The organism is Comamonas avium (assembly GCF_014836675.1).
Classification (GTDB): domain Bacteria; phylum Pseudomonadota; class Gammaproteobacteria; order Burkholderiales; family Burkholderiaceae_C; genus Comamonas; species Comamonas avium.
In genome coordinates, this window is sequence record NZ_JACSQK010000001.1 from 225,580 (window position 1) to 250,230 (window position 24,651).

The window sequence follows — 24,651 nt, forward strand, 5'->3', positions numbered from 1 at the left end:
TCATGAACAAGAATCTTCACCGCGTTATCTTCAACAAAGCTCGTGGCATTCGGATGGTAGTGCAGGAAATTGCCTCCAGTGAAGGCAAAGCCAGTGGCGGCAGTACTCAGACAGGCGGCTCTGGCGAAACACTGGCAAACAGTGCTTGCCCAACCAGATCGCTCCTGGCTGACCTGTCTCTCGCCCCGGTTTCTGCTGCTGCTAAAACAGCGGGCATGCTGGCCTTGGCTCTTGGAGCGCAGGCCAGCCTTGCGCAGATCATTGCCGACCCCTCAGCCCCCAATCGCCAGCGCCCAACGGTTCTGCAGTCTGCCAACGGCACGCCCACGGTCAACATTCAGACCCCTTCTGCAGGTGGCGTAAGCCGCAACACCTACCAGCAGTTCGACATTGGACAAAAGGGAGCCATCCTCAACAACAGCCGCACCAATGTGCAAACCCAGATCGGTGGCTGGGTGCAAGGCAATCCATGGCTCGCCAATGGTGGCGCCAGAGTCATCGTCAACGAAGTCAACTCTGCAGCCCAGACCCGGCTGATGGGGCCCTTGGAGGTTGCCGGCCAGCGTGCTGATGTCATCATCGCCAACCCCTCAGGTCTGGTGGTCGATGGCCTGTCTTTCATCAATGCCGCAGGCGTGACCCTGACAACGGGCAGACCCCTTTATGGTGCCAATGGCAGTTTGGGCGGCTTTAACGTTCAAAACGGGCTTATCAGCATTCAGGGCAGTGGTATGGATGCCAGCAAGGCCGATTACGCCAACATCCTTGCAAGAGCCATCTCGCTGAACGCCGGGCTGTGGGCTCAGGATTTGCGTGTGGTCACCGGCGTAAATGAGGTCACAGCAGATGGCAGCGTCCAGCAAGGCAATGCCATGGCTGCAGGTGGCGATTTTTCTCAGAAGCCGCAGTTTGCCCTGGACGTGGCTCAACTGGGCGGCATGTATGCGGGCAAGATCTTTATCGTCGGCACGGAGGCGGGGCTTGGCGTCAAGAATGCAGGCACAGTTTCTGCAAGCTCTGGTCGTTTGACCTTGAGCGCAGATGGCTTGCTGAGCAACTCCGGAACCCTGGCCAGCAATGCAGACTCTGCAGATCTGAGTATTTCTGCCAAGGGTGTCGATAACGGCGGAACGATCAGCAGCCAGCGAAATGCAGTTCTTCAGGATGGAGGGGCTGGCTTCAACAACTCAGGAGCGCTAAAGGCTGGCCAGCAATTGTTGATTGAGGCTGGACGAATCAGCAACCAAGGCAGTGGCAGCATCACGGCTCAAAGGCTGGATGTCACAGCAACCGGTCTGAGCAATGCCGGAAACATCACCCAGACCGGGGCGCAAAGCCTGCTCATCAGCAGCGCCACGCTTGCTAATACCGGCTCCAATGCAGTGCTGGGGGCACCACCTGCATCAACCGCCTCTGAAGGCTCTGGAACGGGCACCGGTAGTGGCACAGGAACTGGAGAAAGCTCCGGTTCAGGAGCCGCCCCTACCTCGAGCCAGGATGGCAGCGCGATACAGACGACACCTGTTGCGCCTGTGATTTTGGCCGATGGACATATCCAGGTGGCGCAGGACATTGACAATACCGGAAAGCTGCTTGCGAACGGCGCAAGCGATATCTCTGTGTCTGAGGCTTTGACGAACAGTGGCACCGCCAATGTTCGTCAACTGCACAGTGAGGGCATTCTGAACAACAGCCAGGGCACCTTGGTTGCGCAAAGTTTCACTGGCTCGCAGTCCTCGTTCCAGAATGATTCTGGCTCGTTTTTTGCGCATTCTGATCTGCAGTTGAATGCACAAAGTCTGGACAACTCGGCAGGCTCCATTGGCAGTGCCCAGTCGCTGTCACTCACGATCCAGCAAGGATTGAACAACACTACAGGTACATTGGCTGCTGGCAAGGACCTGACGCTTCAGGCGCAAAGCCTGGACAGCAGCGGCGGTCGCATTGTCAGCAATGCAGGCAGCATCTCCTTGGACGTTTCTGGCGCACTGACTAACCATCAAGGGCAGATTGGCACAGTGTCTGATGCCAAAGAAGCGCAGATTGGCATTCAAGCCCAATCTTTGGATAACACCCTGGGAGAAATCTCACAAAACGGATCGGGTCAGTTGCGCATCAACGTGGCTGATGCTGTGCACAGCAAGCAGGGCAAGATATCGAGCAACGGCAGCACTCAGATTCAAGCAGCAAGCCTTGACAACGATTCCGGAAAAATCACTGCCTTAAAGCACCTCGACATTGCAACGGCCCAAGGCATCCGCAACGTGGCAGGCTCCATGCAGTCCGGTGATGGCAATACAACCCCTGCCTCTACCTCTACTTTGGTTTCAGAGGGGTCATTCAAGATTCATGCCGGAAGCGGCATCGACAACAGAGGCGGTGCCTTGTTTGCCAGCGGTGCATTAGATGCCTCAGCCGCTGACATCGACAACACCGAGGGCTCTGTCGCTGCCATGGGTGATGCGCGCATACATGCATCCAACAGCCTGACCAATGCTTCCGGTAAATTGCTAGCTAATGGCGCTGTAGATGTTCAGGCTGGTCAGCGTGTTGACAACCAGTCTGGCGTCATTGCCAGCAGTGGTGGTGCAGTTCAAATCCAGACACAGGCACTGCACACTCAGAAAGGGCAGATCAGCTCTGCCAAAGATGCCACGATCGTTACGCAAACCCTCGATAACACACAGGGTTTGATCGAGCAGGCCTCCGATGGGTTGCTGTCAATTACCGCCAGCAACTCTTTGAACAACACAGATGCCAAGATTGTCAGCAACGGCGATCTTCGCGCCATAGCGGGGCAAGTGAGCAACCAGGGTGGAGAAATCACCAGCCTGCAAAACGCACATTTGCAGGTGGCAGCGCTCCAATCAGAGCAAGGCCTGATTCAGGCTGGGGCAGCTCTTGTCATCGACAGTGCTTCCGACATCAATAACCGCAAGGGTCAAATTCAAGCCCAGGGGCCGTTGACCTTGGATGCCAAAGGTCAGCTCACCAATTCAGAAGGCAAGATCCAAAGCAGCGGTGCCATCAACGCCCTAAGTGCTTCGCTTGACAACACTGCTGGCCAACTCAGTGGCACAGAAACTGTCAGCGTACAAACCGGCGCTCTGGGCAACGTTCAGGGCACGATTGCGTCCACTAACACGCTCCATCTCAACAGTACATCACTGAGCAACCAAGCCGGGCAAATAGGTGCGCAAACCATTGCCATTGATACCCAGCAAGGCGCGCTGAACAACGATGGCGGCAAGATCATCGCCTCAGCAGGCAACCTGGATGTGCAAAGTGGATGGCTGGACAACCAGCATGGCCGTATTGCAGCCTTGCAAAATGGCACTCTTACCTCCAGCGGCATCAACAACGATGCCGGTCGCATCACTGCCGCTTCTGTGCACATTCAAAGCAAGGATGCGGCAGGCCAATGGAGCACGGTTTCTAACCAAGGTGGCACCATCTTGGCAGATCAGTGGTTGCAACTCGATAGCTCTGCGCTGAACAACTCCGCAGGAGCCATTCAGACAACCGCTTCGACCAGTCAGCTGCAGATCAGCAGCCATGGTGGAGACATCATCAATCAGCACTCGGGCAGTGTTGGCGGCATTGTCTCGTCAGGCTCGTTGCACATTGATGCGCAAGGCGCAAACATCAATAACAGCCATGGCGGCTATATCGGTGCCTATGGTGAAGGCCACTTAACGGGTGGTCAGGTCACCAATCAGGGCGGCGCGATTGCGTCCAATAACACTTTGCAAATCAACAGCACCGCAGGCAGCGGTGTGGGAATTGACAATACGGCGGGTGGAACCATTCAATCCACCACGGACGTCAAGCTCAATGCCTTGGCAGCAGAAATAGCGAATGTTGGCGGATCCATCACCTCCAACAACGATGTGCTCATTCACAGCAGTGGCAAGGTCAACAACAACCAGGGTGTGATCAAGGCAGGGCACAACCTGTCAGTGTTTGATGCTGGCATTGCCAGCGGCGCGGCGCTCAGCAGCGCAAGCCAGACACTGAGCAACCAAGGTGGAACCTTGTTTGCGGGCAACAACATCAGTATCAAAAATCAGTCTGTCTCAGGGGCTGGCAGTCTCCAGGCGCAAGGCGGCATGCAACTGGCCTTTGCTGGCAATTACACCCATCAGGGTGATCTGAGCGTCAATGGCGATCTGTTGGTTGAAAGCGGCGGGGACTTCACCAACCAGGGGCTCATCAAAGGCGGCAGCAGTGTCACCGTCTCGGGCAACAACGTTGACAACCACAGTGGAGCAGAAATCAGCTCTGCCGGGGTGACCAGCGTCAATGCCAACCAGACATTGGCCAACCGCGGCCTGATTGACGGCAGCGACACCCGCATCAATGCCACCACGGTGGACAACGTGGGCACGGGCCGCATCTATGGCAATCATGTATCCATCCAAGCGGACACGCTCAACAACCGTGCAGAAAATGCAAGCAGCGCAACGATTGCTTCTCGGCAGGACCTGGACATTGGCGCACTTGTTTTAAATAACACAGGCGGTGCCAGCATTTTGAGCCTCGCAGACATGCGCTTCGGCGCCACGCTTGATGCCAATCGAGTAGCGGCAGGGCAGGCGCAGGCCATCAACAACACCGGCTCAAAGATTGACGCGGCCGGCAGCATTAATTTGAATGCGGAGGTTGTTAATAATACTAATGCTGGAATTGAAATTGCGAAGCAAGAGCTGGTAAGAAGCCAGGCCGGTGAGAATTTGGTGCAGCTTCCAGGACAACAAGTTGAAAGTGCGAATAACTATGTCGAAGTCTGGAGTGGAACATTTGTTCCATATTTGAAGGGAAGTAGTATTGGATTTTTTAATCGGAAAGATATTCCAGGTGCTTCTTCCGATGGCCGAATGTTCAAGGTTGTTCATCCAGATAAATTCCTGACAACAATTCCTGTTGCAATTAAGAGCTCTAGATCTTGTTATAGCGATGACATTGATTCCTGCACGACCACTTATGTGTATGAGTCTGGAGGGTCGGCTAGATTCGCTCAGTATGGCATTGATAAGCCTGCAAAATATAATACGAATAAACCTGATCCACTTGCATATGGAGCATCTGCCAATGAAGGGGGGTCATTTTCTTGGTACTCTAGAGATAAAAAAGCTGCTTATGAGGCTGCTTTAAAAATATACGATGAATCTATCGCTGCAGTCACCAAATTAAATAATGCGATTTTGGCGGAAATAAAAGAAAATAATAGATTTGTGGCTGCAGAGCGCAGTTATACAATTGTGAGTGGGGTCACTGACTCTTTCTATAAAGATCGCGTTATATCTTCAAAAGCTGGAGAAATTACTGCTGGCGGAAATATCAATGTCAGTGGGTTGCTGAATAATTTTGATTCCACTGTTATTGCCGGTGGAAATGTCACTGCAGGAAATCTGAATAATAAATCAACGGTCACTGGTACTGAGACCAAGACTTCCAATGGAACGGCTGTCTTCTATTCATGGAAATACCACGGAGGATTCAGTGATTCTCAGAAGCGGCATGCATCTGCTCCTGCGGCATTCAGCAGCTCCGAAAGCACAAGTTTTGAACTCCCAACGGTCGTATTCCTTCAAAACCAAGCAGGCACAGGTACCGGCGGCGGCGTAGGTGCCAACAGCAACACGGGTAATAACGTTGGCGATATTGGCGCAGCTTCCGGTGGAGTGGGTCAGTCCGTAGGCAGCTCAGGTTCTGGTAATGCGAGCAGCGGCGGCTCGGTCAACTCCGGCGGGTACAACGCAGCAGGCTCCGGTTCCGGCAATGCCCCTGCCACCGTAACCCAGCAGCCGGTCACCGCAGCAGCGGGCGAACAGGTCTTTATTCGTACGGTGGCCTCTGGCCCTTCGCTGCCCAGCAGCAGCTTGTTCGTGGTCAATGCGCAAAACGGCAACCGCCCTTTGGTGGAAACCGATCCCGCATTTGCCAGCTACAAAAACTGGTTGTCTTCGGACTACATGGTCAATGCTTTAAGGCTTGATCCCGCCTTGATGCAAAAGCGCCTGGGTGACGGCTTTTACGAGCAGCAGCTCATACAGCAGCAAATTGGGCAACTGACAGGCCGCCGTTTCCTGAGTGACTACACCAGCAACGACGAGCAATACATGGCCTTGCTGCAAAACGGCGTGACCTTTGCCCAATCGCATGCACTGCGCCCAGGGGTTGAACTGTCTGCAGCGCAAGTTGCGCAACTGACCAGTGATCTGGTCTGGCTGGTTTCGCAAAACGTCACCATGCCCGATGGCTCGGTGCAAAGCGTGCTGGTGCCCAAAGTCTATGTGGTGGCCAAGCCAGGTGACTTGAGCGCCACAGGCACCTTGATCAGCGCCGACACCATCGCCGTTAAAACCGATGGTGATGTGCACAACAGCGGCACCATTGCTGGCCGCCGTACGGTACTGATTGCTGCCAACGATATTAATAACATCGGTGGCCATATCGTCAGCGACTCTGTATCGCTCAATGCGCAGCGCGATATCAATGTGGTGGGCGGAACCGTTTCAGCCGCACTGCAACTGCTGGCCCAGGCAGGCAACGATATCAACGTGGAGACCACCACACGCACCACCAGCGGTGGAACCGCCCAAAACGGATACTCCAACACCGTGGTGGACAGGGTTGCAGGCCTCGTGCTCACCGGCCCGCTGGACAGCAAAGCGGCAACAGGGGGATTGATGTCCCTGATTGCAGGCAATGACATCAATCTTCAGGGTGCGCAAATCGCCAATGCAGACGAAGGCGGAGTTACCCGCATCCATGCAGGCAACAACGTCAACCTCTCTACAGTCGATACCTCCTCAGACAACCGCATCACCTGGGATGCCAAGAATCATCTCTTCTTTGGCAGCAGCCAGGAGGTGGGTACACAGATCAACACCCAGGGTACAACCGTCATCAATGCAGGCAACGACATCAATGCCCGTGCAGCCCAGGTGCAAACCACACAAGACCTGCGCCTGAACGCAGCGGCAAGCAGGTGGTGGCCGATGTGGGCGGAAACCTGAATCTGGAGAGCCTGCAAGATACCAGCACCTTCAGCGGCAAGCAGCAAAACATCGGCGGCTCCGTCACTGTCGGTGCCGGTTTCTCTGGCAGTGTCAGCTATAGCAAAAGCAAGGCCAAGGGCGACTTTGCCAGCGTCAACGAGCAAACCGGCATACAGGCCGGTGACGGCGGCTTCCAGGTCAACGTTAAGGGCAATACTGACCTGAAGGGCGCAGTGATTGCCAGCAACCAAACTGCGATTGACAACAACCGCAACAGCCTGACCACCGGAACGCTTACCCACAGCGATATTGAAAACCACAGCGACTACAAAGCCAGTGGTGTCAACCTTTCGGGGGGCTACAGCCAAAGCATGGGCGGCGGCAAGTCCGCAGGTTCACCGAACACTGTCGGCCAGGGCACCACTTGGTCGGCACAGCAATTCGGTACAGGGGTCCAGGGCGCAGCTGCAGGCATCAGTAGCGACAGCGGCAATGAGCGCAGCACCACGCACAGCGGCATCAGCGCAGGCGCTGTGACCATCACCGACGAAGCCGGTCAGCAGCAAAAAACCGGCCAAAGCGCCAGTGAAGCCGCAGCCAGTATTCAAAGCAATGTGCTAACCGGCGACGGCAGCAATGGACTCCAGAAAAACTGGGACGGTCAAAAGCTGCTGCAAGAGCAAGCGGCCAATGCACAGATCATGGCAACGTTTGGGCAGCAGGCCAGCAAGGCCGTGGGGGACTATGCCGAAGCACAGATGAAGATTGCACAGCAGCTGCGAAGTCAGGGCAAAGACGCAGAGGCGGATGCCATTAACGCGCTATGGGGCGACAACGGTAGCCTGCGCCTGGCTGCGCACACGGTGGTCGGTGGACTGACTGGCGGAATTGGAGGCGCTGCTGGTGCGGCAGCCGGAACTCTGACGGCACCAGCGGTGGCGCAGGCGTTGAGAGAAGCGGGTATCACGGGAGCATTGGCAGATGTGCTGACGGCGGCGGCTAGCACAGCAGCGGGAGCGGTGACGGGTGGCGTTAGTGGTGCGGCTGCTGCTGGCAATGAGGTGACGAATAACTACCTCACTCACAATCAAGCTAGGGAAAAAGAGAGAAAGTTAGCTAGTGCAGAGACTGAGGATGATAAGAAGAAAATTATTCAAGAATACGCTCAGCTTGATGAACAGCAGCGCAAGGAAGCCGGTATGTGCTTGGTCAACGACCAATGCCAGAGTGTATTTGACAAAGAATCACTCAAATCCGTGCTTGCCGAGTTGAACTCGGCTTGTTTGCAGCCGCGCTACTGCACGGCAGATGAGAAAGCCAGTATCCAGGAACTTAATCAGTTCTATGCGATGCGTGACAGCGTCAATCCTTACACGACGGTAGAAGAGTTACTGCTGGGTAATAAAGTCATAAGTAGTGCCTTTAAGGGTGTGGTTGCATTGTATGGAAAATTGATAGAGCGTACAGCCACAGATAATATAGTAAATACCGCTAAAATATTGTCAGAATATGGGAATTCTTCGTCCAAGATGATTCATATATTTGATGATTTCTCTCATAATCTAGGGCCACTAGTTACAAAATATGGAAGTAACGAGGCTGCATTTTCTGCTGTTCACACTGCGGCACAAAAAATGGCGGGGCAGCCAGGGGTTGTTACGGCATGGATCGATGTGAGCGGAAACCCTGTATGGGTCCGTGGAATGACCGTTAATGGATCATTTCGAATTGGTTCGTTCTCTGGAAATACTATGAATTCCAAGTATCCATTACCTAGGAAATAAAATATGCTTGACCCATTTGAAATTAAAGTTATGAAACTTGCTTTAAGAGGTGATACCCCTTGGATCGTTGGGATGCGAAATCAGATTCCATACCTAACTGTGACTGATCGCCAGTCACATGCTGGTGGTTTTACGACAAAATTCCACTGCAGTGATGTTGCAATTCCAGTCGAAATTCCTCGTGGAGAGGGGGATCTACCTGTGAGTGGATATCCACCTGCGATTAATGCTAAGCGTCGTGAGCCAGCCGAAGGTCTTGTTAGTTTCATTGTTTGGCTAGGTGATGACGGAAGAATTCGTCAGCTAGAAGCATGTTCATTAATAGATGATCAGTGGCCGAGTGATATATTTAATGGTTTTTATGAGTTTCAAGACGACTCGGGCAATATTTTGGAGGTATAAGGTATTTACGAGTGGTAGCTCCCATTAATAATAATTTATATTTAAGATATAAAATTAAACAAAATATTGATCTACGGCCTCATCAAACATGACTGATGGTTATTAATTCAACTGAATTTCCCATGGGCATATAATAATGGCGTTGAGCAAAATATCGCAATTGGGGTTTCGTCAAATGGTTTTGTTGTTCGAGCCAATCCTGTAAGTTTTTGGAAATAATAGCTATGATAAATTTAAAATTGGTTAATGAGTATTTAGCTCCCCCATTATTTTGTCCTGACTTGGGGGAGATGGGACATATTTCGTTTAAATAGGAGTCCATATGAACGCACAGCGCTACCCAGAAGCATTCAATTGAGGCCGTTAAACAAATCTTGGAACAAGGCCTGTACAAGTGAATTCGCCTGCAGCAAATTCCTGCGGCACAACGCTTAGAGCAAGCCGGCCAAGGTGAAGAGATGTGTCGCTTGAAGGCTGAGTTCAAGCGGGTCACCGAGGAGCGTGACATCCTGAAAAAAAGCGGCGGCGTACTTCGCTCGTCAGTGCGACTGAAGTACGCCTTGCGATACGGTGATTTGTGCAACAACTCCCAGCAGAAGTCTGGATACAAAAAAGCCTGAGCGGTGAAGCTCAGGCTTTGTATGGCTGGTGGCAGGCCTGATAGTTCGGCCAAGCCAGTGGTATGAGATTGAAAAAATGCAATGGAGATGCTGCCGGTGTCTCAACAGATGGCCGGTTGAGTTCGATCCAGTACGGAACAATCAGCTAATTGATGGCAGGCAGGATGGTGGACAAAAAATAAAAGCCCCGTCTATTGCTAGACGGGGCTTCATTTCTTGGCGGAAGAGGCGGGATTCGAACCCGCGGTGGGGATTAACCCACACACGCTTTCCAGGCGTGCGACTTAAGCCACTCATCCACCCTTCCGAAGCTGAAATTCTAACCTGTTTTTTAGAGGTGCCTGGCTTTAAAGGCCTATTGCACCTAAAAAAACGAAGTTAGTTGCGTGCGCCTTGCTGAACCACGCGCATGGCAGAGGCGATGAGGCCCGAGACTTCAGAGATATTGCTGGGCACGATGAGGGTGGTGTTGGCGTCTTTGGCGACCTTGCTGTAGGCATCCACAGCGCTTTCAGCCACTTTCAGTTGCACAGCCTGCTCGCCACCGGGTTGCTGAATGGCAATAGCCACACGCTCCAGCGCTTGCGCGGTGGCCTCAGCCACGGTGGTGATGGCCGAAGCTTCACCCTGGGCTTTATTGATTGCAGCTTGCTTTTCACCTTCAGAGCGGGCGATGAACGCTTCACGTTCGCCGGTGGCAATGTTGATTTGCTCCTGGCGGCGGCCTTCAGAGGCGGCAATCAAGGCGCGCTTTTCACGTTCAGCGGTGATCTGGGCCTGCATGGCGCGCAGAATTTCGGCGGGAGGTGTCAAATCCTTGATTTCATAGCGCAGCACCTTGACGCCCCAGTTCAGGGCGGCTTCGTCAATGGCGTTGACCACTTGCGCGTTGATCATGTCGCGCTCTTCAAAGGTCTTGTCCAGCTCCAGTTTGCCGATCACGCTGCGCAGCGAGGTTTGCGCCAGCTGTGTCACCGCCATGATGTAGTTGGACGAGCCGTAGCTGGCGCGCATGGGGTCGGTGACTTGAAAGTACAGGATGCCGTCGACCTGCAGCTGTGTGTTGTCACGCGTAATACAGACTTGGCTGGGCACGTCCAGTGGAATTTCCTTGAGGCTGTGCTTGTACGAGACTTTCTCGATGAACGGAATGATGATGCGCAAACCGGGGCTGAGGGTGCCTGCGTATTTGCCAAAGCGCTCCTTGATCCATGCGTGCTGCTGGGGAACGATTTTGACGGACATGCTGACAAAGATGGCAGCTATCACTAAACCGACAATGGCGATTTCCATGGTCTAAGCCTTATAAGAGAAGAAAAAACGGGTTGAAAAAAGAGGGCGCTCAGGCCTTGTCTACGATCAGGCGGTTGCCTTGCACTTCAATCACGCGGTGCAGGCCTGCTGCGGGCATGCTGCCGGGGCGCAGTACCACGGTCCACTGGCTGCCGCGGTAGGGGATGCGGGCGGTGCCGTCGCTGTTCCATTCGGGGACATGTACGGTCTCGCCAATATCCAGATTCAAGTCGGGGTTGGCGGCAGCGGGCAGCTCTGGCATGCGGCGGCCACGTATGCGGCGGCACAGCATGACCGACAGCACGCCTACGATGGCTGCAGTGCTGATCTGAATGGGCATGTCCAGCCCCAGATGCGCAGCCACGGCACCGGCTGCCATGCCCAGCGCAATCATCAAGAGGTAGATACCCCCTGTGAGCAGCTCGGCGGCAATGGTGATACCCGTCAGGATCCACCACAAATTACTGTCCTCCATGTATCGACTCCCTTGTCTTGTTGATGGCAGTGTCATGAAACTGCCTGTAAATGTAGGAAAAGCGTCTGCAAATTGCAGTCTTGACTGCGATATTACTTACACTGCGCGCCTATCTGACTTTTATTGATCCCCGATTGCAAAGGGTTGCGCATGAAATTCCGTTTTCCCATCGTCATCATCGACGAGGATTACCGCTCCGACAACACGTCTGGTTTGGGCATTCGCGCCCTGGCACAGGCCATTGAGGTTGAAGGTTTTGAGGTCTTGGGTGTCACCAGTTACGGTGACCTGAGCCAGTTTGCGCAGCAACAAAGTCGCGCCAGTGCCTTTATCTTGTCGATCGACGACGAGGAGCTGACTGGCGACAATGATGATCCCATCATTCACAGCCTGCGCAATTTCATTGGTGAAGTGCGCCGCAAGAATGAGGAAGTGCCGATCTACATTTACGGCGAAACCAAAACGGCACGCCATCTGCCCAACGACATTTTGCGTGAACTGCACGGCTTCATTCACATGTTTGAGGACACACCGGAGTTTGTGGCCAAGCACATCATCCGTGAAGCCAAGAACTATCTGGAAAGTGTGCAGCCACCGTTCTTCAAGGCTCTGCTGGATTACGCCGAAGATGGCTCTTACAGCTGGCACTGCCCCGGTCACTCGGGTGGTGTTGCGTTCTTGAAGAGCCCTGTGGGCCAGATGTACCACCAGTTTTATGGTGAGAACATGCTGCGCGCCGACGTGTGCAATGCGGTGGAGGAGCTGGGCCAGCTGCTGGACCACAATGGTGCCATTGGCGAGTCAGAGCGCAATGCAGCGCGCATTTTCAATGCCGATCACTGCTACTTTGTGACCAACGGCACATCCACTTCCAACAAGATTGTCTGGCACCACACTGTGGCTCCGGGCGATGTGGTGGTGGTGGACCGCAATTGCCACAAGTCCATCCTGCACTCCATCATCATGACGGGTGCGATTCCGGTGTTCTTGAAGCCTACGCGCAACCATTTCGGCATTATTGGTCCGATTCCGCAAAGCGAATTCAGCGTGGAATCCATTCAGGCCAAGATTGCTGCCAATCCGCTGCTCAAGGGTGTGGATGCCAAAAAGGCCAAGCCCCGTGTGCTGACGCTGACGCAGTCCACCTACGACGGCGTGCTCTACAACACCGAAACCATCAAGAACATGCTGGACGGCTATGTGGCCAACCTGCACTTTGATGAGGCATGGCTGCCGCATGCGGCGTTTCACCCCTTCTACGGCACTTACCACGCCATGGGCAAAAAGCGCCAGCGCCCGAAAGAGTCGGTGGTGTATGCCACGCAGTCCATTCACAAGCTGCTGGCCGGTATCAGCCAGGCTTCGCATGTGCTGGTGCAGGACTCGCAAAACGAAAAGCTCGATCACCACCTGTTCAACGAGGCGTACCTGATGCACACCTCGACCAGCCCGCAGTACAGCATCATTGCCAGCTGCGATGTGGCTGCCGCCATGATGGAGCCGCCCGGGGGCACTGCGCTGGTGGAAGAGTCCATTGTGGAAGCGCTCGATTTCCGCCGCGCCATGCGCAAGGTGGACGATGAATTTGGCGACGACGACTGGTGGTTTGAAGTCTGGGGCCCCGAAAAGCTCGCCGAAGAAGGTGTGGGCCGTGCCGAGGACTGGATCATTCGCGGCAAGGACGCCACGCCCAAGTCCAAGGCCAAGAAAAAGAACGGTAAAGAGTTCGACAACTGGCATGGCTTTGGCGATCTGGCCGATGGCTTCAATATGCTGGACCCCATCAAGTCCACCATCGTGACGCCCGGTCTGGATCTGGATGGCGACTTTGCCGACACCGGCATTCCCGCCTCGATCGTGACCAAGTACCTGGCAGAGCATGGTGTGGTGGTGGAGAAGACGGGCCTGTACTCGTTCTTCATCATGTTCACCATTGGCATTACCAAGGGCCGCTGGAACACCATGCTCACTGCGCTGCAGCAGTTCAAGGACGACTACGACCGCAACCAGCCGCTCACGCGCATCCTGCCCGAGTTCTGCCAGCAGTTCCGCCGCTATGAGCGCATGGGCCTGCGCGATCTGTGCCAGCACGTGCACCAGATGTACGCCAAGTACGACATTGCGCGCCTGACCACCGAGATGTATCTGTCGGACCTCAAGCCTGCGATGAAGCCTTCGGATGCCTATGCACACATTGCCCAGCGCAAGACCGAGCGTGTAGAGATCGACCACCTTGTTGGCCGTACCACGGTGGGTCTGGTGACGCCTTACCCACCGGGCATTCCGCTGCTGATTCCCGGCGAAGTCTTCAACAAGAAGATCGTGGATTACTTGCTGTTTGCGCGTGACTTTGCCAAAGAGTGCCCGGGCTTTGAAACCGATATCCACGGTCTGGTGGAGATTACGGACGACAGCGGTGTCGTGCACTTTTACGCAGATTGCGTGGCAGAAGAAAAACCCGCGGCGGTCAAGCCACGTGCACGTTCGCAAGTGCGCAAGCCAGTGGCCAAATCCACAGGTGCTGCGGCTAAATAAAGACTGACCAGTCCATCAAGGCTTCAGATTGAAGCCTTTAATAAAGAGAGCTGCTAACGCTTATGCTGCTTGGTTTTTAGATATAAAACTATCTGAAAACTATAGTGTGTAAGCGTTGGTAGCTCTCTTTTTATTGTTTCTGCTGCAGGGCAGTGTCACTGCGCACCCGCCAGTAGCGGGCAAATCTTGGCAGGCCACTGGGGTGGCTGCCGTTAAAACGGTAGGTGATGGTGCTGCCCATGGCGGGCGGCTGTGCGCGGTCGGCATCGCTCAAGCCACTGCCAATCTTGAAGCGCTGGCCGCTGGGCATTTGCACCAGCAGCGCACCTGTCATGCCCTGGTATTTGCCTTTGCCGGGCAGGTGGGCCACCACTACGGCCTCGGCATCTTCAAACAGTTTGAGCTTGATGAGGTCATCGCTGCGGCCTGCACGGTAAGGGCTGTCAGCGTGGCGCAGCATCAGCCCCTCAGCACCGGCGGCGCTCACGGTGCGCAATTGCCGCATCAGCGCCTCATGGCTGGCAACCTGCCATTGCGCAGCAGCCTGCACCCAGTCCTTGCCGATGGCTGCCACCAGTTTTTGCAGCGCTTGCTGGCGCTGTGCAAAGGGGCCGCTGTGCGCGGGCAGGTCAAACACCATGTAGCGCAGTGCGCGCCAGCCAGCCTCGTCTTTGCGGCCCTGGCCCACACTCGATTGCACGGCTGCAAACTGCTCACGCCCGGCCCACAGCTCGCCGTCCATGGGCTGTGCAGGCCAGTGCTCGGTAAACCATGCGGGCGCATCAATCGGCACACCCTGTCGGCTGCGCAGCTGCTTGCCATCCCAGTGGGCGCGAATGCCGTCGTATTTTTCACTGACCCAATAGGCGCGTACATCGATGTCAGGGCGGTAGGTGTTGGCCAGCGTCAAATCACTGGCCAATGCCACGGTGGCGCAGGCAGCTGCAAGCGCTGCACACAGCATGCGGCGCAGCACCATCCATGTGGACATGGCAGCTCCTTTCCGGTCTGACGTTGGGTATGGGTCTTGGTGTGGCTGCATTTCACCAAATTGGTGCTGCAGTGCCAAGCCCGGGCGTCAGATGGGCACAGGTGGCTAACCCTGCGCCCTGCAAGGAGCCGCCGTGCCGCGGCCCTAAATCACAATCTGGCTGCCCAGCTCCACCACGTTGCGGTGGGGCAGGTGCAGAAAGTCGGCCGCTGAGCCCGCGTTGCGGTACATCTGGGCAAACAGCTTTTCACGCCACAGGGCCATGCCATGGCCGCGCTGGGGCACGATGATGTCGCGCGAGAGGAAGTAGCTGGTTTCCATGATGGATGTGGACGGCAGCTCCCCGCGCTGTGTGAGCATGGACAGAGCGTTGGGCACGTGCGGGTCATCCATAAAGCCAAAGTGCAGCAGCACCTGCCAGCAGTCATGGCCCAGATCGTGCGCCGTGGCGCGGTGTGCAGGGGGAATGTGGGCCAGCTCATGGTGGCGCACCGTAACAAACACGTTGCGAGCGTGCAGCACCTTGTTGTGCTTGAGGTTGTGCAGCAAGGCGCTGGGCACCGTGCCCGATTGCGACGACAGAAAAACGGCTGTGCCTGCCACGCGCGTAACGCTGTCACGGCGCAGCATTTGCAAAAACTCGGCCAGTGACAGCGCATGCGGCTGCATGGCGCTTTGTACCAGCTGACGGCCTGTGTGCCAGGTGCGCATCAGCACAAACATGCCGGCACCAATGGCCAGGGGGAACCAGCCCCCATCAGGCAGCTTGATGAGGTTGGAGGCAAAAAAGCTCACATCCACGACCAGAAAGAACAGCGTTGCCGCAGCAGTTGGGAGCAGCGGGTACTTCCAGCCCCAGCGCACGACAAAGAACGTCAGCACCGTGGTGATCAGCATGTCCAGCGTCACGGCAATGCCGTAGGCTGCAGCCAGATCGCCAGACGACTGGAAAAAGATGACTGCCAGCGCAATACCGGCGCACAGGCCCCAGTTCACCAGAGGCAGGTAGATCTGACCGGTATCGGTTTCGCTGGTATGCAGCACCTGCAGGCGCGGCAGATAGCCCAGCTGGATGACTTGTTTGGTCACGCTGAAGGCGCCGGTAATCAGGGCCTGAGACGCAATCACGGTGGCAGCTGTAGCCAGCACCACCAGGGGCAGCAGCATGGCGCGCGGTGCCATGGCAAAGAAGGGGTTGCTGACGGCATCGGGTTGTTGCAGCAGCAGCGCCCCCTGACCCAGGTAGTTGATCAGCAGCGCAGGCATGGCCACGCTGAACCAGGCCTGGCGAATGGGGCGTTTGCCAAAGTGGCCCAGATCGGCATACAAGGCCTCGGCACCCGTCACGCAAAGCACCACGGCACCCAGCAGCAAAAAGGCAGTGCCCGGCTCTTCGGCAATGAAAGCCAGCGCATAGTGGGGGCTGAGTGCCCACAAAATCTGGGGCAGCTGCACGATGTGCCAGATGCCCAGCGCGGCCAGACTCAGGAACCACAGCAGCATGATGGGCCCAAACCAGCGTCCAATCCCTGCGGTGCCGCGTTTTTGCACGGCAAACAGCACGAACAAGATGCCCAGCGTCAGCGGCAAAATGGCTGACGACAGGTTGGGCGAAATGACCGCCAGGCCTTCAACAGCCGAGAGCACCGAGATGGCAGGCGTAATGACACCATCGCCATAAAACAGGCAGGTGCCGAAAATGCCAATCGCCATCAGGTAGCGGCGCAGGCGAGGGTGCCCTTCTACAGCGTGCGCAGCCAGCGCCAGCATGGCCACCAGGCCCCCTTCGCCGCGGTTGTCAGCGCGCAGCACCAGGGTGACGTATTTGAGGGAAACAATGACCGTGACAGTCCACACCACCAGCGACAGTACGCCGTAGACGTGCTGGGTGGTGAGCGAGACGTGGCCGGAGTTAAAAACTTCCTTGAGAGCGTACAGAACGCTGGTGCCTATGTCGCCATAGACGACGCCCAAAGCACCCAGCGTGAGGGCGGTAAACGATGATTTTGTAGATTGCACAAAAAAAGCAGGCAGCAACGATGAGCGCGATTGTGCGATGGCGGAAGCTGCGCGTCGATGCGTGTGCAAAGCTACGCTGTAGGCATGGACTAATGCTTGACGCCATCCAAAAACCTGAGCTCTTTTAAAAAAGGAGCGCTGCACACAGGCTGAATGGGTGCCAAGCGACTAAAACATGGTGTTTACAGGGCAGTGAAGGTGCAGCGGCCAGCCCAGTGGGCTGGTTGCTTACTGGCGCTCAATCACGCCGCAGGCCAAACGTGCCCCCGCATTGCCAGTCGGCTGGGTCTGAAAGTCATCGGGGTTGGCGTGCACGATCAAGCCTTTGCCCAGAATGTCGCGCTCACCTTTGCCCAGTGCCAGCTGAGTGGACTCAAACTGCACGATGGCCAGGCCATTGGCATTGGCCCGCAGGCTGGGTAAGTCCCCCGCATGGCTGGCCGTTTGGCCATGCTTGCCGTGCGCGCTGGCTGCAGGGTTGAAGTGTCCGCCTGCGCTGGTGCCGTCGGGGCTGCTGCAATCGCCTTTTTCGTGGATATGAAAGCCGTGCTCGGAATTGGGCTTGAGGCCACTGACCTGACCCGATACCTTGACCACGCCGTGCTCGTGCTGGCTGAAGTGCACCTTGCCCGTGACCGCATTGCCTGCGGTGGGCTCAAGCTCTGCGGTGGCAGAAATGCCTTTGTAAGTGCCTGCACAACCGATCAGGGACGCAGCTGCAATACTGCCTAAAAAATATCGATAGAACATGGCAACCTCCGGGTTTGTTGGAATAGGGAAACAGGATTTGACTATGCAGGGTACAGCCCCTCGGGGCATGTCCACCCCGTCCGAGCTTTGCGTAATAGATTACCGCTTGTCACTGAATTTGCCCAGACGAGCTGTGGCTGTGTACGCACTTAGCTCAGCTCAGCTCAGCTCAGCTCAGCTCAGCGAGGTGTCCATGATCATCATCAGCACAAAGCCCAGCATGAGTCCGCCGGTGGCATAGGTTTCATGCCCTTTGCGGTGTGATTCCGGAATGATTTCGTGGCTGATCACAAACAGCATGGCACCCGCAGCGAAGCCCAGACCCCAAGGCAAAATGCTCAAGGAGGTGCTGACAATGGCTGCACCCAGCACCGCACCGACGGGCTCAATCAAGCCACTGAGCATGCCCAGCAGCACGGAAAGCTTGCGGCTGTAGCCTGCAGCGAGCAGGGCAACCGCTACCACCAGCCCCTCGGGCACGTCCTGAATGGCAATCCCTGTGGCCAGCGCATTGCCCGCCGCACTGCCGCTGGCGTAGCCAACGCCAATGGCCAGGCCTTCGGGCAGGTTGTGCAGGGCAATGGCAAACACAAACAGCCAGGTGCGCTGCAGTTTGCGCGCAGCATCTACATCCAGTCCCTCACGGCCTTTGATGAAGTGCTCATGGGGCAGCATCTTGTCCATGACCATCAGGGCCAGTGCGCCCAGCAAGATGGCAGAACCAATCACACCACCTGCCGCCCAGCCGCTGCCCCCAAACATGCCTTGGCTGCGGACAGCCTCCAGCCCCGGCAAGATGAGTGAGAAAGCGCAGGCGGCCAGCATGACCCCGGCCCCGAAGCCAAAGAGAGTGTCTTGCGTGCGCTCGGACATGCGCTGCGACAGCATGACGGGCACTGTTCCCAGCGCTGTTGCAAGGGCTGCAGCAGAGCCACCAGCCAGTGCCTGCAGAACCACCGGATGGTTTTGTGCATAAACCCAGAACTGGTGGCACACAGCCCAGACGCCAACCATCATGATGGTCAGCCCGATCCACAGCCTGATGCTGTGACGCACCTCCACAGGCGAGCGCAGGCGTGGGTGCGAATCGTCAATGGCTGCGGGGTGTTTCTTCATGCACATGCTCTTTGAAGTAATGGTCGTACCTGCTTAGCCTTGTGGGGCATTTCGGGCGGCGGCAAAGCGACGGGAAACTTCGGCCCAGTCAATGACGTTGTAAAACGCGGCGATGTATTCGGGGCGACGATTTTGGTACTTGAGGTAGTAGGCGTGCTCCCACACGTCCAGCCCCAGTATGGGCGTAGAGCCCGAACCAATACCTTGCATGAGCGGGCTGTCCTGATTGCCACTGCTTTCAATCGCCAGGGTGCCTTGCGCGTTGACGACCAGCCACGCCCAGCCACTGCCAAAGCGCGTGAGCGCAGCCTGTGTGAATGCGGCCTTGAATGCTTGCAGACCTCCCAGGTCTGCTTGTATGGCCTGGGCCAGTTGATCTGTCGGGCCTGCGTCACCCTGCCCGGCAGGGGTCATCACAGTCCAGAACAGGCTGTGGTTGGCGTGTCCGCCACCGTTGTTGCGCACAGCCGCGCGTATGCCTTCGGGCAGACGGGACAGGTCGGCAATCAGTTGCTCCACCGGTTCATCGGAATGGGCGGTGTCTTTCAGCGCTGCATTCAGGTTGTTGACATACGCCTGATGGTGTTTGGTGTAGTGAATCTCCATGGTTTGCGCATCAATATGCGGCTCCAGCGCGTCAAAGGCATACGGCAGTGTGGGCAGGGTGTGAAGGGTCATGTTGAAGCTTTCAGTTAGAGAGCATGGCCATCAGTGCAGATGGCTGGAGGGGAAACGAATGCTTGGTGTCGAGGGTGCAAAGCAAGCACTGTCAGGTTGCCCGGGCTCGGGAGCACGCAAAACGGCATCAATGCAGGTGCAGCTACCGTAGCGGGAGTGCCACTGCAGCAGGGCAGCGTGGGTTTCGCGCATGTGGCGCAAGGCAGCCTGCTGCACCTCGGGGGCTGTGGCTGGAGCGCTTTGTATGCTGCGCAGCCCGATGTGTGCATCACACAGGTAATCCAGCGCGAGCACCAGTTGCTGGCGCTGTTCCAGCAACTGGGCAACGTTATGGTGGCTCACCACCCAGGCAGCCATGCAGCGGTCAGGGTGTGCATACAGCATTGGACCGGCCAGAAGGCGTGCCGCCACCTGCAGTGCGTTGATCTGCAAAGCCATAGCGCTTTCTATCTTGCCGTGCTGGCTGAACTGCAGGGCGCGCCTTGCCAGTTGCTCCCAGGCGTGCAAAGTGCTGTCGTCCTGTGCAGTGTGCGGGTCCAAAGCGAGGAAAATGTTGGTGGCTTGCATATGCAGGCGGTTCTTGTGGAGTGCGGATGCCAAATCTTGCGCAGCATCAATTGATTGAGAATTATTATCATTCAATATTTATTCTGCTGCAGATAAAAAGACCAGAAAGTCATCGCAGGCATCTAAGGAGCAGGGCGTTTGCAAAAGCGATCAGCGGCTGATCGATGGGCCGCAGACGCAAAAAAGCCCCGCAGGCCTTGCAGACCCCCCGGGGCACCAGTGGCTTTATGTGCTGTCAGTTAATGCGGCAGCAGAGCCTGAGCACATCGAGTGAATGGCTTGCCTGCAGGTACTTCATGGAACACCAGACAGCTCGAGAAAAAGCCCTGCTCTGTGCGTTGTGGCAGACGTCAACGCTTGGGGGGTGTGTGTTCCAGTAATGATCCAGGCCCCGACATCCGGACCAAGCAAGCGGCATCAAGGAGTGCTTTACTGAGGTGCTCGCTGTGCTTGAGGGGTGAGCTGATGATCAGAGTGCGAGCTGCGACTGGAGAGAATGCTGCTGATCGCACCGAGGGTGAGCTCGCCCACGTGGGCATACGCCAGCTGGCCCTGGGCATCAAAGAAGTAGGTGCTCGGCAGACCTTGCGCGCCTAGAGTCTTCATGGCACTGGAAGTGGGGTCGAGCAGCACATGAGACAGATCCAAGCCTTGCGCTTGAAGAAAACGCACGACTTGCTCAGGTTTTTCACCTTGATTGACCATCACGAACACAGTGTCAGGGAATTTTTTCTGGGCTTGCTCAAACGCAGGCATTTCACGGCGGCAAGGTGGGCACCAGCTGGCCCACAGGTTCAGGACGACAGGCTTGCCCTTGAGGCTATGCAGTGCAGTGGGTTGACCAGTCAGCGACAGCAGCTCTAAGTCTGGTAAAGGTGCTGCTTGACGCTGCGCAGCTTCCAGGACAGCGCTGGCCAGGAACCAGGTAAGGATGCCCGCTGCAGCCCCCGTAAAAACCGCTTGGCGCAAGTCACGCTGCTTCATGGTCCGCCAGTACATGAATGCCAGCCCGGCAGCTACGCCTGCCCACCACAGGTAGCCGCCATCGCCAATCGCCAGCAAAGACATGGGAGATGACAAATATTCTTCGCTCCAGCGTGCAATGTGGGCCAGCCTTGCAGTGACGAGCCCCACAAGCAAACTGCTATACACCAAGCTACCTGCTGACTTATAGCGTTCTGCTGAGGTTTTGCGTTTGGCGAGCACTCTTGCAATGAACCACCCGACCACAAATGCCGCTAAAACCATGAGAGGACGGATAGGAAGTGGACCAATGCTTGTCATGGTGTGCCTGCTGTATTGAGTTTTTCTAAGAAGCTGGCTGCACAGAGTTCATCCACCATGCCTAGAGCACAGCGTTCCCCGACATCAGGAGCCATCCGAATCAAGACTGGAACTGCTGCCCAGGCCAGCGCTTGCCCTTGAGCAAGACACGCGTCTTGGGAGGCGTTGTGTGGAGCATCGGGGCCAATGACTGGCATCTGCCGCAAACACGCTGAGACTTTGGAGCGGCCAAAGCTATTCTTTTTGATCATATGACAGCTGGCACACCACTGAGCAAAGAAGTCGATCAGTATTCATTGGTCTTGCAGCGGAGCTTCTTGCAACAGCTCTTTGGCATCCTGAACCCGTTTGGCAGGCCAACGACAGCCGCCAACGGCCAGAAGCAGCAGCCACATGTTTTCCTGTAGATGGCCACACCGCTTCTGAGCCTTTCCATAGGCAATGTCTGCCCCTTGGGGGTCAGTGCCGCACAGATGCCTTGATTAGCAGTTCTGTGATTCCGTCTGCATCAGTGTCGTCCGATGAACTCTCAGGGATTTGCGCTGCAGCGTCAGGCAGTGCAGGAAGTTTCCAGTTCTGCGACAAGCCTGCTTGCCTGCCATGTCCCTGCTTCATTAGCCCGTGAAGCAGCAGTTCGTAGAACTCCGAAAACGCTTCTTCCAGCGTCAGGCCGGTGCGCGCCAGAAACCGCGTGCGCCGGATACGCAATGCACCACCCATCAAAATTTCTGCGACCAAAATCGCATGGCGAGGGTGAAACACACCTTTTTCAACACCCCGCTGCACCAGATGGGCTAGCCCTTGGCCGCGCTTTTCCTGATAGCTATCGAACAGCCTGCGGCCTTGACGCGAAGCGTCCAGGTCCTTCAGGAACGGAACACCAAGCAATGCCGACGCTCGTACACCGATATCGAGGTACTGCGTGATGATCTCCACAACGTCGCCGTCTTTGGATCTGAGCGCGTCACTCTCTAGCAGCAGCGAGTTGAGATACTGCTTTGCCACAACCAAAAAGAGATCTTCCTTCGTCTCTGCCACCGAATAGAGCCGGCTGCGCGAACAACTGAGGCGTCGAGCGATCTCGCCGACTGTCAGCTCCGAAACGCCCTCTACACGAAAGAGTTCAAAAAGGTCAGACAGAAACTCTTCCTGCGAGCGTCTTGAAGACATAAGTGGATTCCCTAGATTTGCTTGAAAACGGTACCAAGCCGATTGACTTGGTACTTTTAATTCACTCAAATGGTACCAATCAAACAGGATTGGTACCAAATGACTGATCACCGACAGAGAGACATTTCGTCTCCAATTCATACCGCACCACAGGCGCCTGCGAACGGGAAATTATCAGGTCGCAGAATTGAAACCCACATCGGTGCGATTGTGCTGATTGCACTCGTACTGATCACGCTGGTCAACGTCGTAGTCCGCTATTTCACGGACCAGTCCTTCGCTTGGACCGAGGAAATCTCGGTGTTCCTGCTGCTGGCACTGACGCTTGCGGGATCCGCAGTCGCGTCTGCACGGGATGGCCACATCCGCATCGAATTTTTTTACGAACGCGCGACACCACGGGTCCGACGACTGCTGATCTGGTTGAGCATGCTGTGCACTCTGGCAATGTTTCTGCTGCTCACGGTGCTAATGGTACGTGCCGGTTGGCAGGAGTTCACCTTTGGTGAAACTACGACGGGACTTGGAGTCCCGCGATGGTGGTATACGGTTTGGCTCCCGCCATTGGCCCTCTTTGTGGTGGTACGAACTTGGCTGGCCGGCATCCAGCAGCTCAAGAGCTCACGCACCCCAGATTCCCTGTCGCATGAGGAGGTGCTCTGATGATCGGCACCATTTTGATCCTCGGCTTTGTCTTTCTGATGCTGGCGGGCGTTCCCATCGGCGTCGCGATGGGCCTGAGCGGCACGATGGCCGTTGTAATGACAGGCGTTGAGATGCCCTGGTTCGGGCTGTTCACCGTTCAACAGAACTTTGAAGCAGGTATTGGCAAATATCCTTTACTGGCGTTGCCTATGTTCGTACTGGTGGGTGCCGCCTTCGACAGGTCCGGGGTGGCCCAGCGGATGGTCAATTTCGCAACGGCTGTACTGGGCAGAGGCCCGGGAATGCTGCCGATCGTAGTCATCGTGGTGGCCATGATTTTGGGCGGCATCTCCGGCTCGGGCGCGGCGCTGGCGGCAGCCATTGGAAGCGTGATGGTCGGTGCAATGACCAAAGCCGGTTATCCGCGTGCGTTCTCAGCCACCGTGATCGGCTCGGCCACCGCCACTGACATTCTCATTCCGCCGTCACTGGCATTCGTCATCTACAGCATTCTGGTGCCAGGCGTTTCATTGCCCGAATTGTTCGCTGCAGGCCTGGTGCCAGGTGTCTTGGCAGGTCTGGCATTGATTGTTCCCGCATGGTGGATCTCCCGGCGGCAAGGATTTGGCAAGACCGAAGCGAAGGAGCCTCGCCCCCCGTTTTGGAAGAGCCTGCGCGAAGCCAGCTGGGGGCTGGTCACGCCCGTACTGATTCTGGGCGGAATGCGTGCTGGCTGGTTCACCCCCACTGAAGCCGCTGTCGTTGCAGCCGTCTATGTTCTTGGGATCGGGCTATTTATTCACCGAACTATCAACTGGGCCGATCTATACGACATCTTTTGCGAGGCGGCCGTGGTGTCCGCAGTCATTCTGGTGATCCTCGGATTGGCAGGCATTTTCGCCTACTGCATTCAGACGCTGGGAATTGTTGACCCCATCGTGGCGTGGTTCTCCGCAAGCGGCTGGAGCAGTTTCCTCACGCTGATCGTGGTGCTCGTCGTGCTCAAGCTCGTGGGGATGTTCCTGGACGGTGTGTCCGTATTCATGGTGTTTCTGCCCTTGCTGGTTCCTCTGATCAAGCTGTTCGGCTGGGACCCGGTCTGGTTCGGTGTGCTGGTCACGATGGTGATCGCGCTGGGTCAGTTCACCCCCCCGCTCGCTGTCAATCTGCTCGTGGCCTGCCGATTGTCACAGGTGGCCGTGGAAGAAACGTTGCCCTGGGTGGGATGGTTCTTTCTGAGCTTCGTGCTGGCGATTGCTGCCGTTGTGTGCTGGCCTGGATTGGCGCTCTGGTTGCCCAGGGCCATCGGCTACTGAGC

The 24,651-nt window shown here is 56.1% G+C and carries 16 protein-coding genes, 1 tRNA gene and 1 pseudogene; 7 read left to right on the plus strand and 11 right to left on the minus strand.

The window, feature by feature from the left end:
• Positions 1–2: 2 nt before the first annotated feature.
• From H9646_RS01030 to H9646_RS18330, 4 genes and pseudogenes are all read left to right on the plus strand, one after another.
• Positions 3–7,022 (plus strand): two-partner secretion domain-containing protein, encoded by a 7,020-nt coding sequence (locus H9646_RS01030; protein WP_191721473.1) that lies wholly within the window; start codon positions 3–5, stop codon positions 7,020–7,022.
• Positions 6,998–8,788, plus strand: a complete 1,791-nt coding sequence (locus H9646_RS01035) for a hemagglutinin repeat-containing protein (protein ID WP_191721474.1) — start codon at positions 6,998–7,000, stop codon at positions 8,786–8,788. Before H9646_RS01030 ends, H9646_RS01035 begins: the two co-directional genes overlap by 25 nt.
• Positions 8,789–8,791: 3 nt before the next feature.
• Positions 8,792–9,190, plus strand: coding sequence for a hypothetical protein (locus H9646_RS01040; protein WP_191721475.1), 399 nt, complete (start codon positions 8,792–8,794; stop codon positions 9,188–9,190).
• A gap of 322 nt (positions 9,191–9,512) precedes the next feature.
• Positions 9,513–9,750 (plus strand): annotated as a pseudogene (locus tag H9646_RS18330) (IS3 family transposase); the annotation flags it as partial.
• A 277-nt stretch (positions 9,751–10,027) separates the two neighbouring features.
• On the opposite strand, the gene H9646_RS01045 reads toward H9646_RS18330, so the two are convergent.
• From H9646_RS01045 to H9646_RS01055, 3 genes are all read right to left on the minus strand, one after another.
• Positions 10,028–10,117: transfer RNA gene (locus H9646_RS01045), tRNA-Ser, on the minus strand.
• 71 nt (positions 10,118–10,188) lie between these two features.
• Complete coding sequence (locus H9646_RS01050; protein WP_191721476.1) at positions 10,189–11,103, minus strand: SPFH domain-containing protein; 915 nt, start codon at positions 11,101–11,103, stop codon at positions 10,189–10,191.
• Between the two features lie 49 nt (positions 11,104–11,152).
• The gene (locus H9646_RS01055) at positions 11,153–11,578 is read right to left on the minus strand and encodes an NfeD family protein (RefSeq protein WP_191721477.1); all 426 of its coding nucleotides are present in this window, start codon (positions 11,576–11,578) and stop codon (positions 11,153–11,155) included.
• A 150-nt stretch (positions 11,579–11,728) separates the two neighbouring features.
• Between H9646_RS01055 and H9646_RS01060 the strand changes: the two genes are divergently transcribed.
• Positions 11,729–14,113: an arginine/lysine/ornithine decarboxylase gene (locus tag H9646_RS01060; protein ID WP_191721478.1), complete on the plus strand. Its 2,385-nt coding sequence runs from the start codon at positions 11,729–11,731 to the stop codon at positions 14,111–14,113.
• A gap of 130 nt (positions 14,114–14,243) precedes the next feature.
• Here H9646_RS01060 and H9646_RS01065 read toward each other — a convergent pair whose 3' ends face one another.
• The 8 genes from H9646_RS01065 to H9646_RS01100 all read right to left on the minus strand — a co-directional run bounded on the left by H9646_RS01065 (position 14,244) and on the right by H9646_RS01100 (position 22,688).
• Positions 14,244–15,104, minus strand: coding sequence for a DNA ligase (locus tag H9646_RS01065; RefSeq protein WP_225213911.1), 861 nt, complete (start codon positions 15,102–15,104; stop codon positions 14,244–14,246).
• A 144-nt stretch (positions 15,105–15,248) separates the two neighbouring features.
• Complete coding sequence (locus H9646_RS01070) at positions 15,249–17,123, minus strand: potassium transporter Kup (RefSeq protein WP_191721480.1); 1,875 nt, start codon at positions 17,121–17,123, stop codon at positions 15,249–15,251.
• 228 nt (positions 17,124–17,351) lie between these two features.
• On the minus strand, positions 17,352–17,873 hold the full coding sequence (locus tag H9646_RS01075) for a superoxide dismutase family protein (RefSeq protein ID WP_191721481.1): 522 nt from the start codon (positions 17,871–17,873) through the stop codon (positions 17,352–17,354).
• A 174-nt stretch (positions 17,874–18,047) separates the two neighbouring features.
• Entirely contained in the window at positions 18,048–18,989 is a 942-nt protein-coding gene (locus tag H9646_RS01080; RefSeq protein WP_370551216.1) for a ZIP family metal transporter, read from the minus strand.
• 33 nt (positions 18,990–19,022) lie between these two features.
• Positions 19,023–19,667: a superoxide dismutase gene (locus H9646_RS01085; protein ID WP_191721482.1), complete on the minus strand. Its 645-nt coding sequence runs from the start codon at positions 19,665–19,667 to the stop codon at positions 19,023–19,025.
• Between the two features lie 30 nt (positions 19,668–19,697).
• On the minus strand, positions 19,698–20,234 hold the full coding sequence (locus tag H9646_RS01090; protein WP_191721483.1) for a hypothetical protein: 537 nt from the start codon (positions 20,232–20,234) through the stop codon (positions 19,698–19,700).
• 429 nt (positions 20,235–20,663) lie between these two features.
• A complete protein-coding gene (locus H9646_RS01095; protein ID WP_191721484.1) occupies positions 20,664–21,518 on the minus strand; it encodes a TlpA disulfide reductase family protein in 855 nt (284 codons plus the stop codon).
• A 459-nt stretch (positions 21,519–21,977) separates the two neighbouring features.
• The gene (locus H9646_RS01100) at positions 21,978–22,688 is read right to left on the minus strand and encodes a TetR/AcrR family transcriptional regulator (protein WP_191721485.1); all 711 of its coding nucleotides are present in this window, start codon (positions 22,686–22,688) and stop codon (positions 21,978–21,980) included.
• A gap of 99 nt (positions 22,689–22,787) precedes the next feature.
• Between H9646_RS01100 and H9646_RS01105 the strand changes: the two genes are divergently transcribed.
• Both H9646_RS01105 and H9646_RS01110 read left to right on the plus strand, forming a co-directional pair.
• Entirely contained in the window at positions 22,788–23,351 is a 564-nt protein-coding gene (locus H9646_RS01105; RefSeq protein WP_191721486.1) for a TRAP transporter small permease, read from the plus strand.
• Complete coding sequence (locus H9646_RS01110; RefSeq protein WP_191721487.1) at positions 23,351–24,649, plus strand: TRAP transporter large permease; 1,299 nt, start codon at positions 23,351–23,353, stop codon at positions 24,647–24,649. The genes H9646_RS01105 and H9646_RS01110 overlap by 1 nt, the downstream gene beginning before the upstream one ends.
• Positions 24,650–24,651 lie beyond the last annotated feature (2 nt).

What these genes read in the sequence shown, in the direction of transcription:
- H9646_RS01030 (WP_191721473.1), top strand. Translation starts at nt 3, where the DNA reads ATGAACAAGAATCTTCACCGCGTTATCTTCAACAAAGCTCGTGGCATT.
- H9646_RS01040 (WP_191721475.1), top strand. Translation starts at nt 8,792, where the DNA reads ATGCTTGACCCATTTGAAATTAAAGTTATGAAACTTGCTTTAAGAGGT.
- H9646_RS01050 (WP_191721476.1), bottom strand. Translation starts at nt 11,103, where the DNA reads ATGGAAATCGCCATTGTCGGTTTAGTGATAGCTGCCATCTTTGTCAGC.
- H9646_RS01055 (WP_191721477.1), bottom strand. Translation starts at nt 11,578, where the DNA reads ATGGAGGACAGTAATTTGTGGTGGATCCTGACGGGTATCACCATTGCC.
- H9646_RS01060 (WP_191721478.1), top strand. Translation starts at nt 11,729, where the DNA reads ATGAAATTCCGTTTTCCCATCGTCATCATCGACGAGGATTACCGCTCC.
- H9646_RS01065 (WP_225213911.1), bottom strand. Translation starts at nt 15,104, where the DNA reads ATGTCCACATGGATGGTGCTGCGCCGCATGCTGTGTGCAGCGCTTGCA.
- H9646_RS01075 (WP_191721481.1), bottom strand. Translation starts at nt 17,873, where the DNA reads ATGTTCTATCGATATTTTTTAGGCAGTATTGCAGCTGCGTCCCTGATC.
- H9646_RS01080 (WP_370551216.1), bottom strand. Translation starts at nt 18,989, where the DNA reads ATGAAGAAACACCCCGCAGCCATTGACGATTCGCACCCACGCCTGCGC.
- H9646_RS01085 (WP_191721482.1), bottom strand. Translation starts at nt 19,667, where the DNA reads ATGACCCTTCACACCCTGCCCACACTGCCGTATGCCTTTGACGCGCTG.
- H9646_RS01090 (WP_191721483.1), bottom strand. Translation starts at nt 20,234, where the DNA reads ATGCAAGCCACCAACATTTTCCTCGCTTTGGACCCGCACACTGCACAG.
- H9646_RS01095 (WP_191721484.1), bottom strand. Translation starts at nt 21,518, where the DNA reads ATGACAAGCATTGGTCCACTTCCTATCCGTCCTCTCATGGTTTTAGCG.
- H9646_RS01100 (WP_191721485.1), bottom strand. Translation starts at nt 22,688, where the DNA reads ATGTCTTCAAGACGCTCGCAGGAAGAGTTTCTGTCTGACCTTTTTGAA.
- H9646_RS01105 (WP_191721486.1), top strand. Translation starts at nt 22,788, where the DNA reads ATGACTGATCACCGACAGAGAGACATTTCGTCTCCAATTCATACCGCA.
- H9646_RS01110 (WP_191721487.1), top strand. Translation starts at nt 23,351, where the DNA reads ATGATCGGCACCATTTTGATCCTCGGCTTTGTCTTTCTGATGCTGGCG.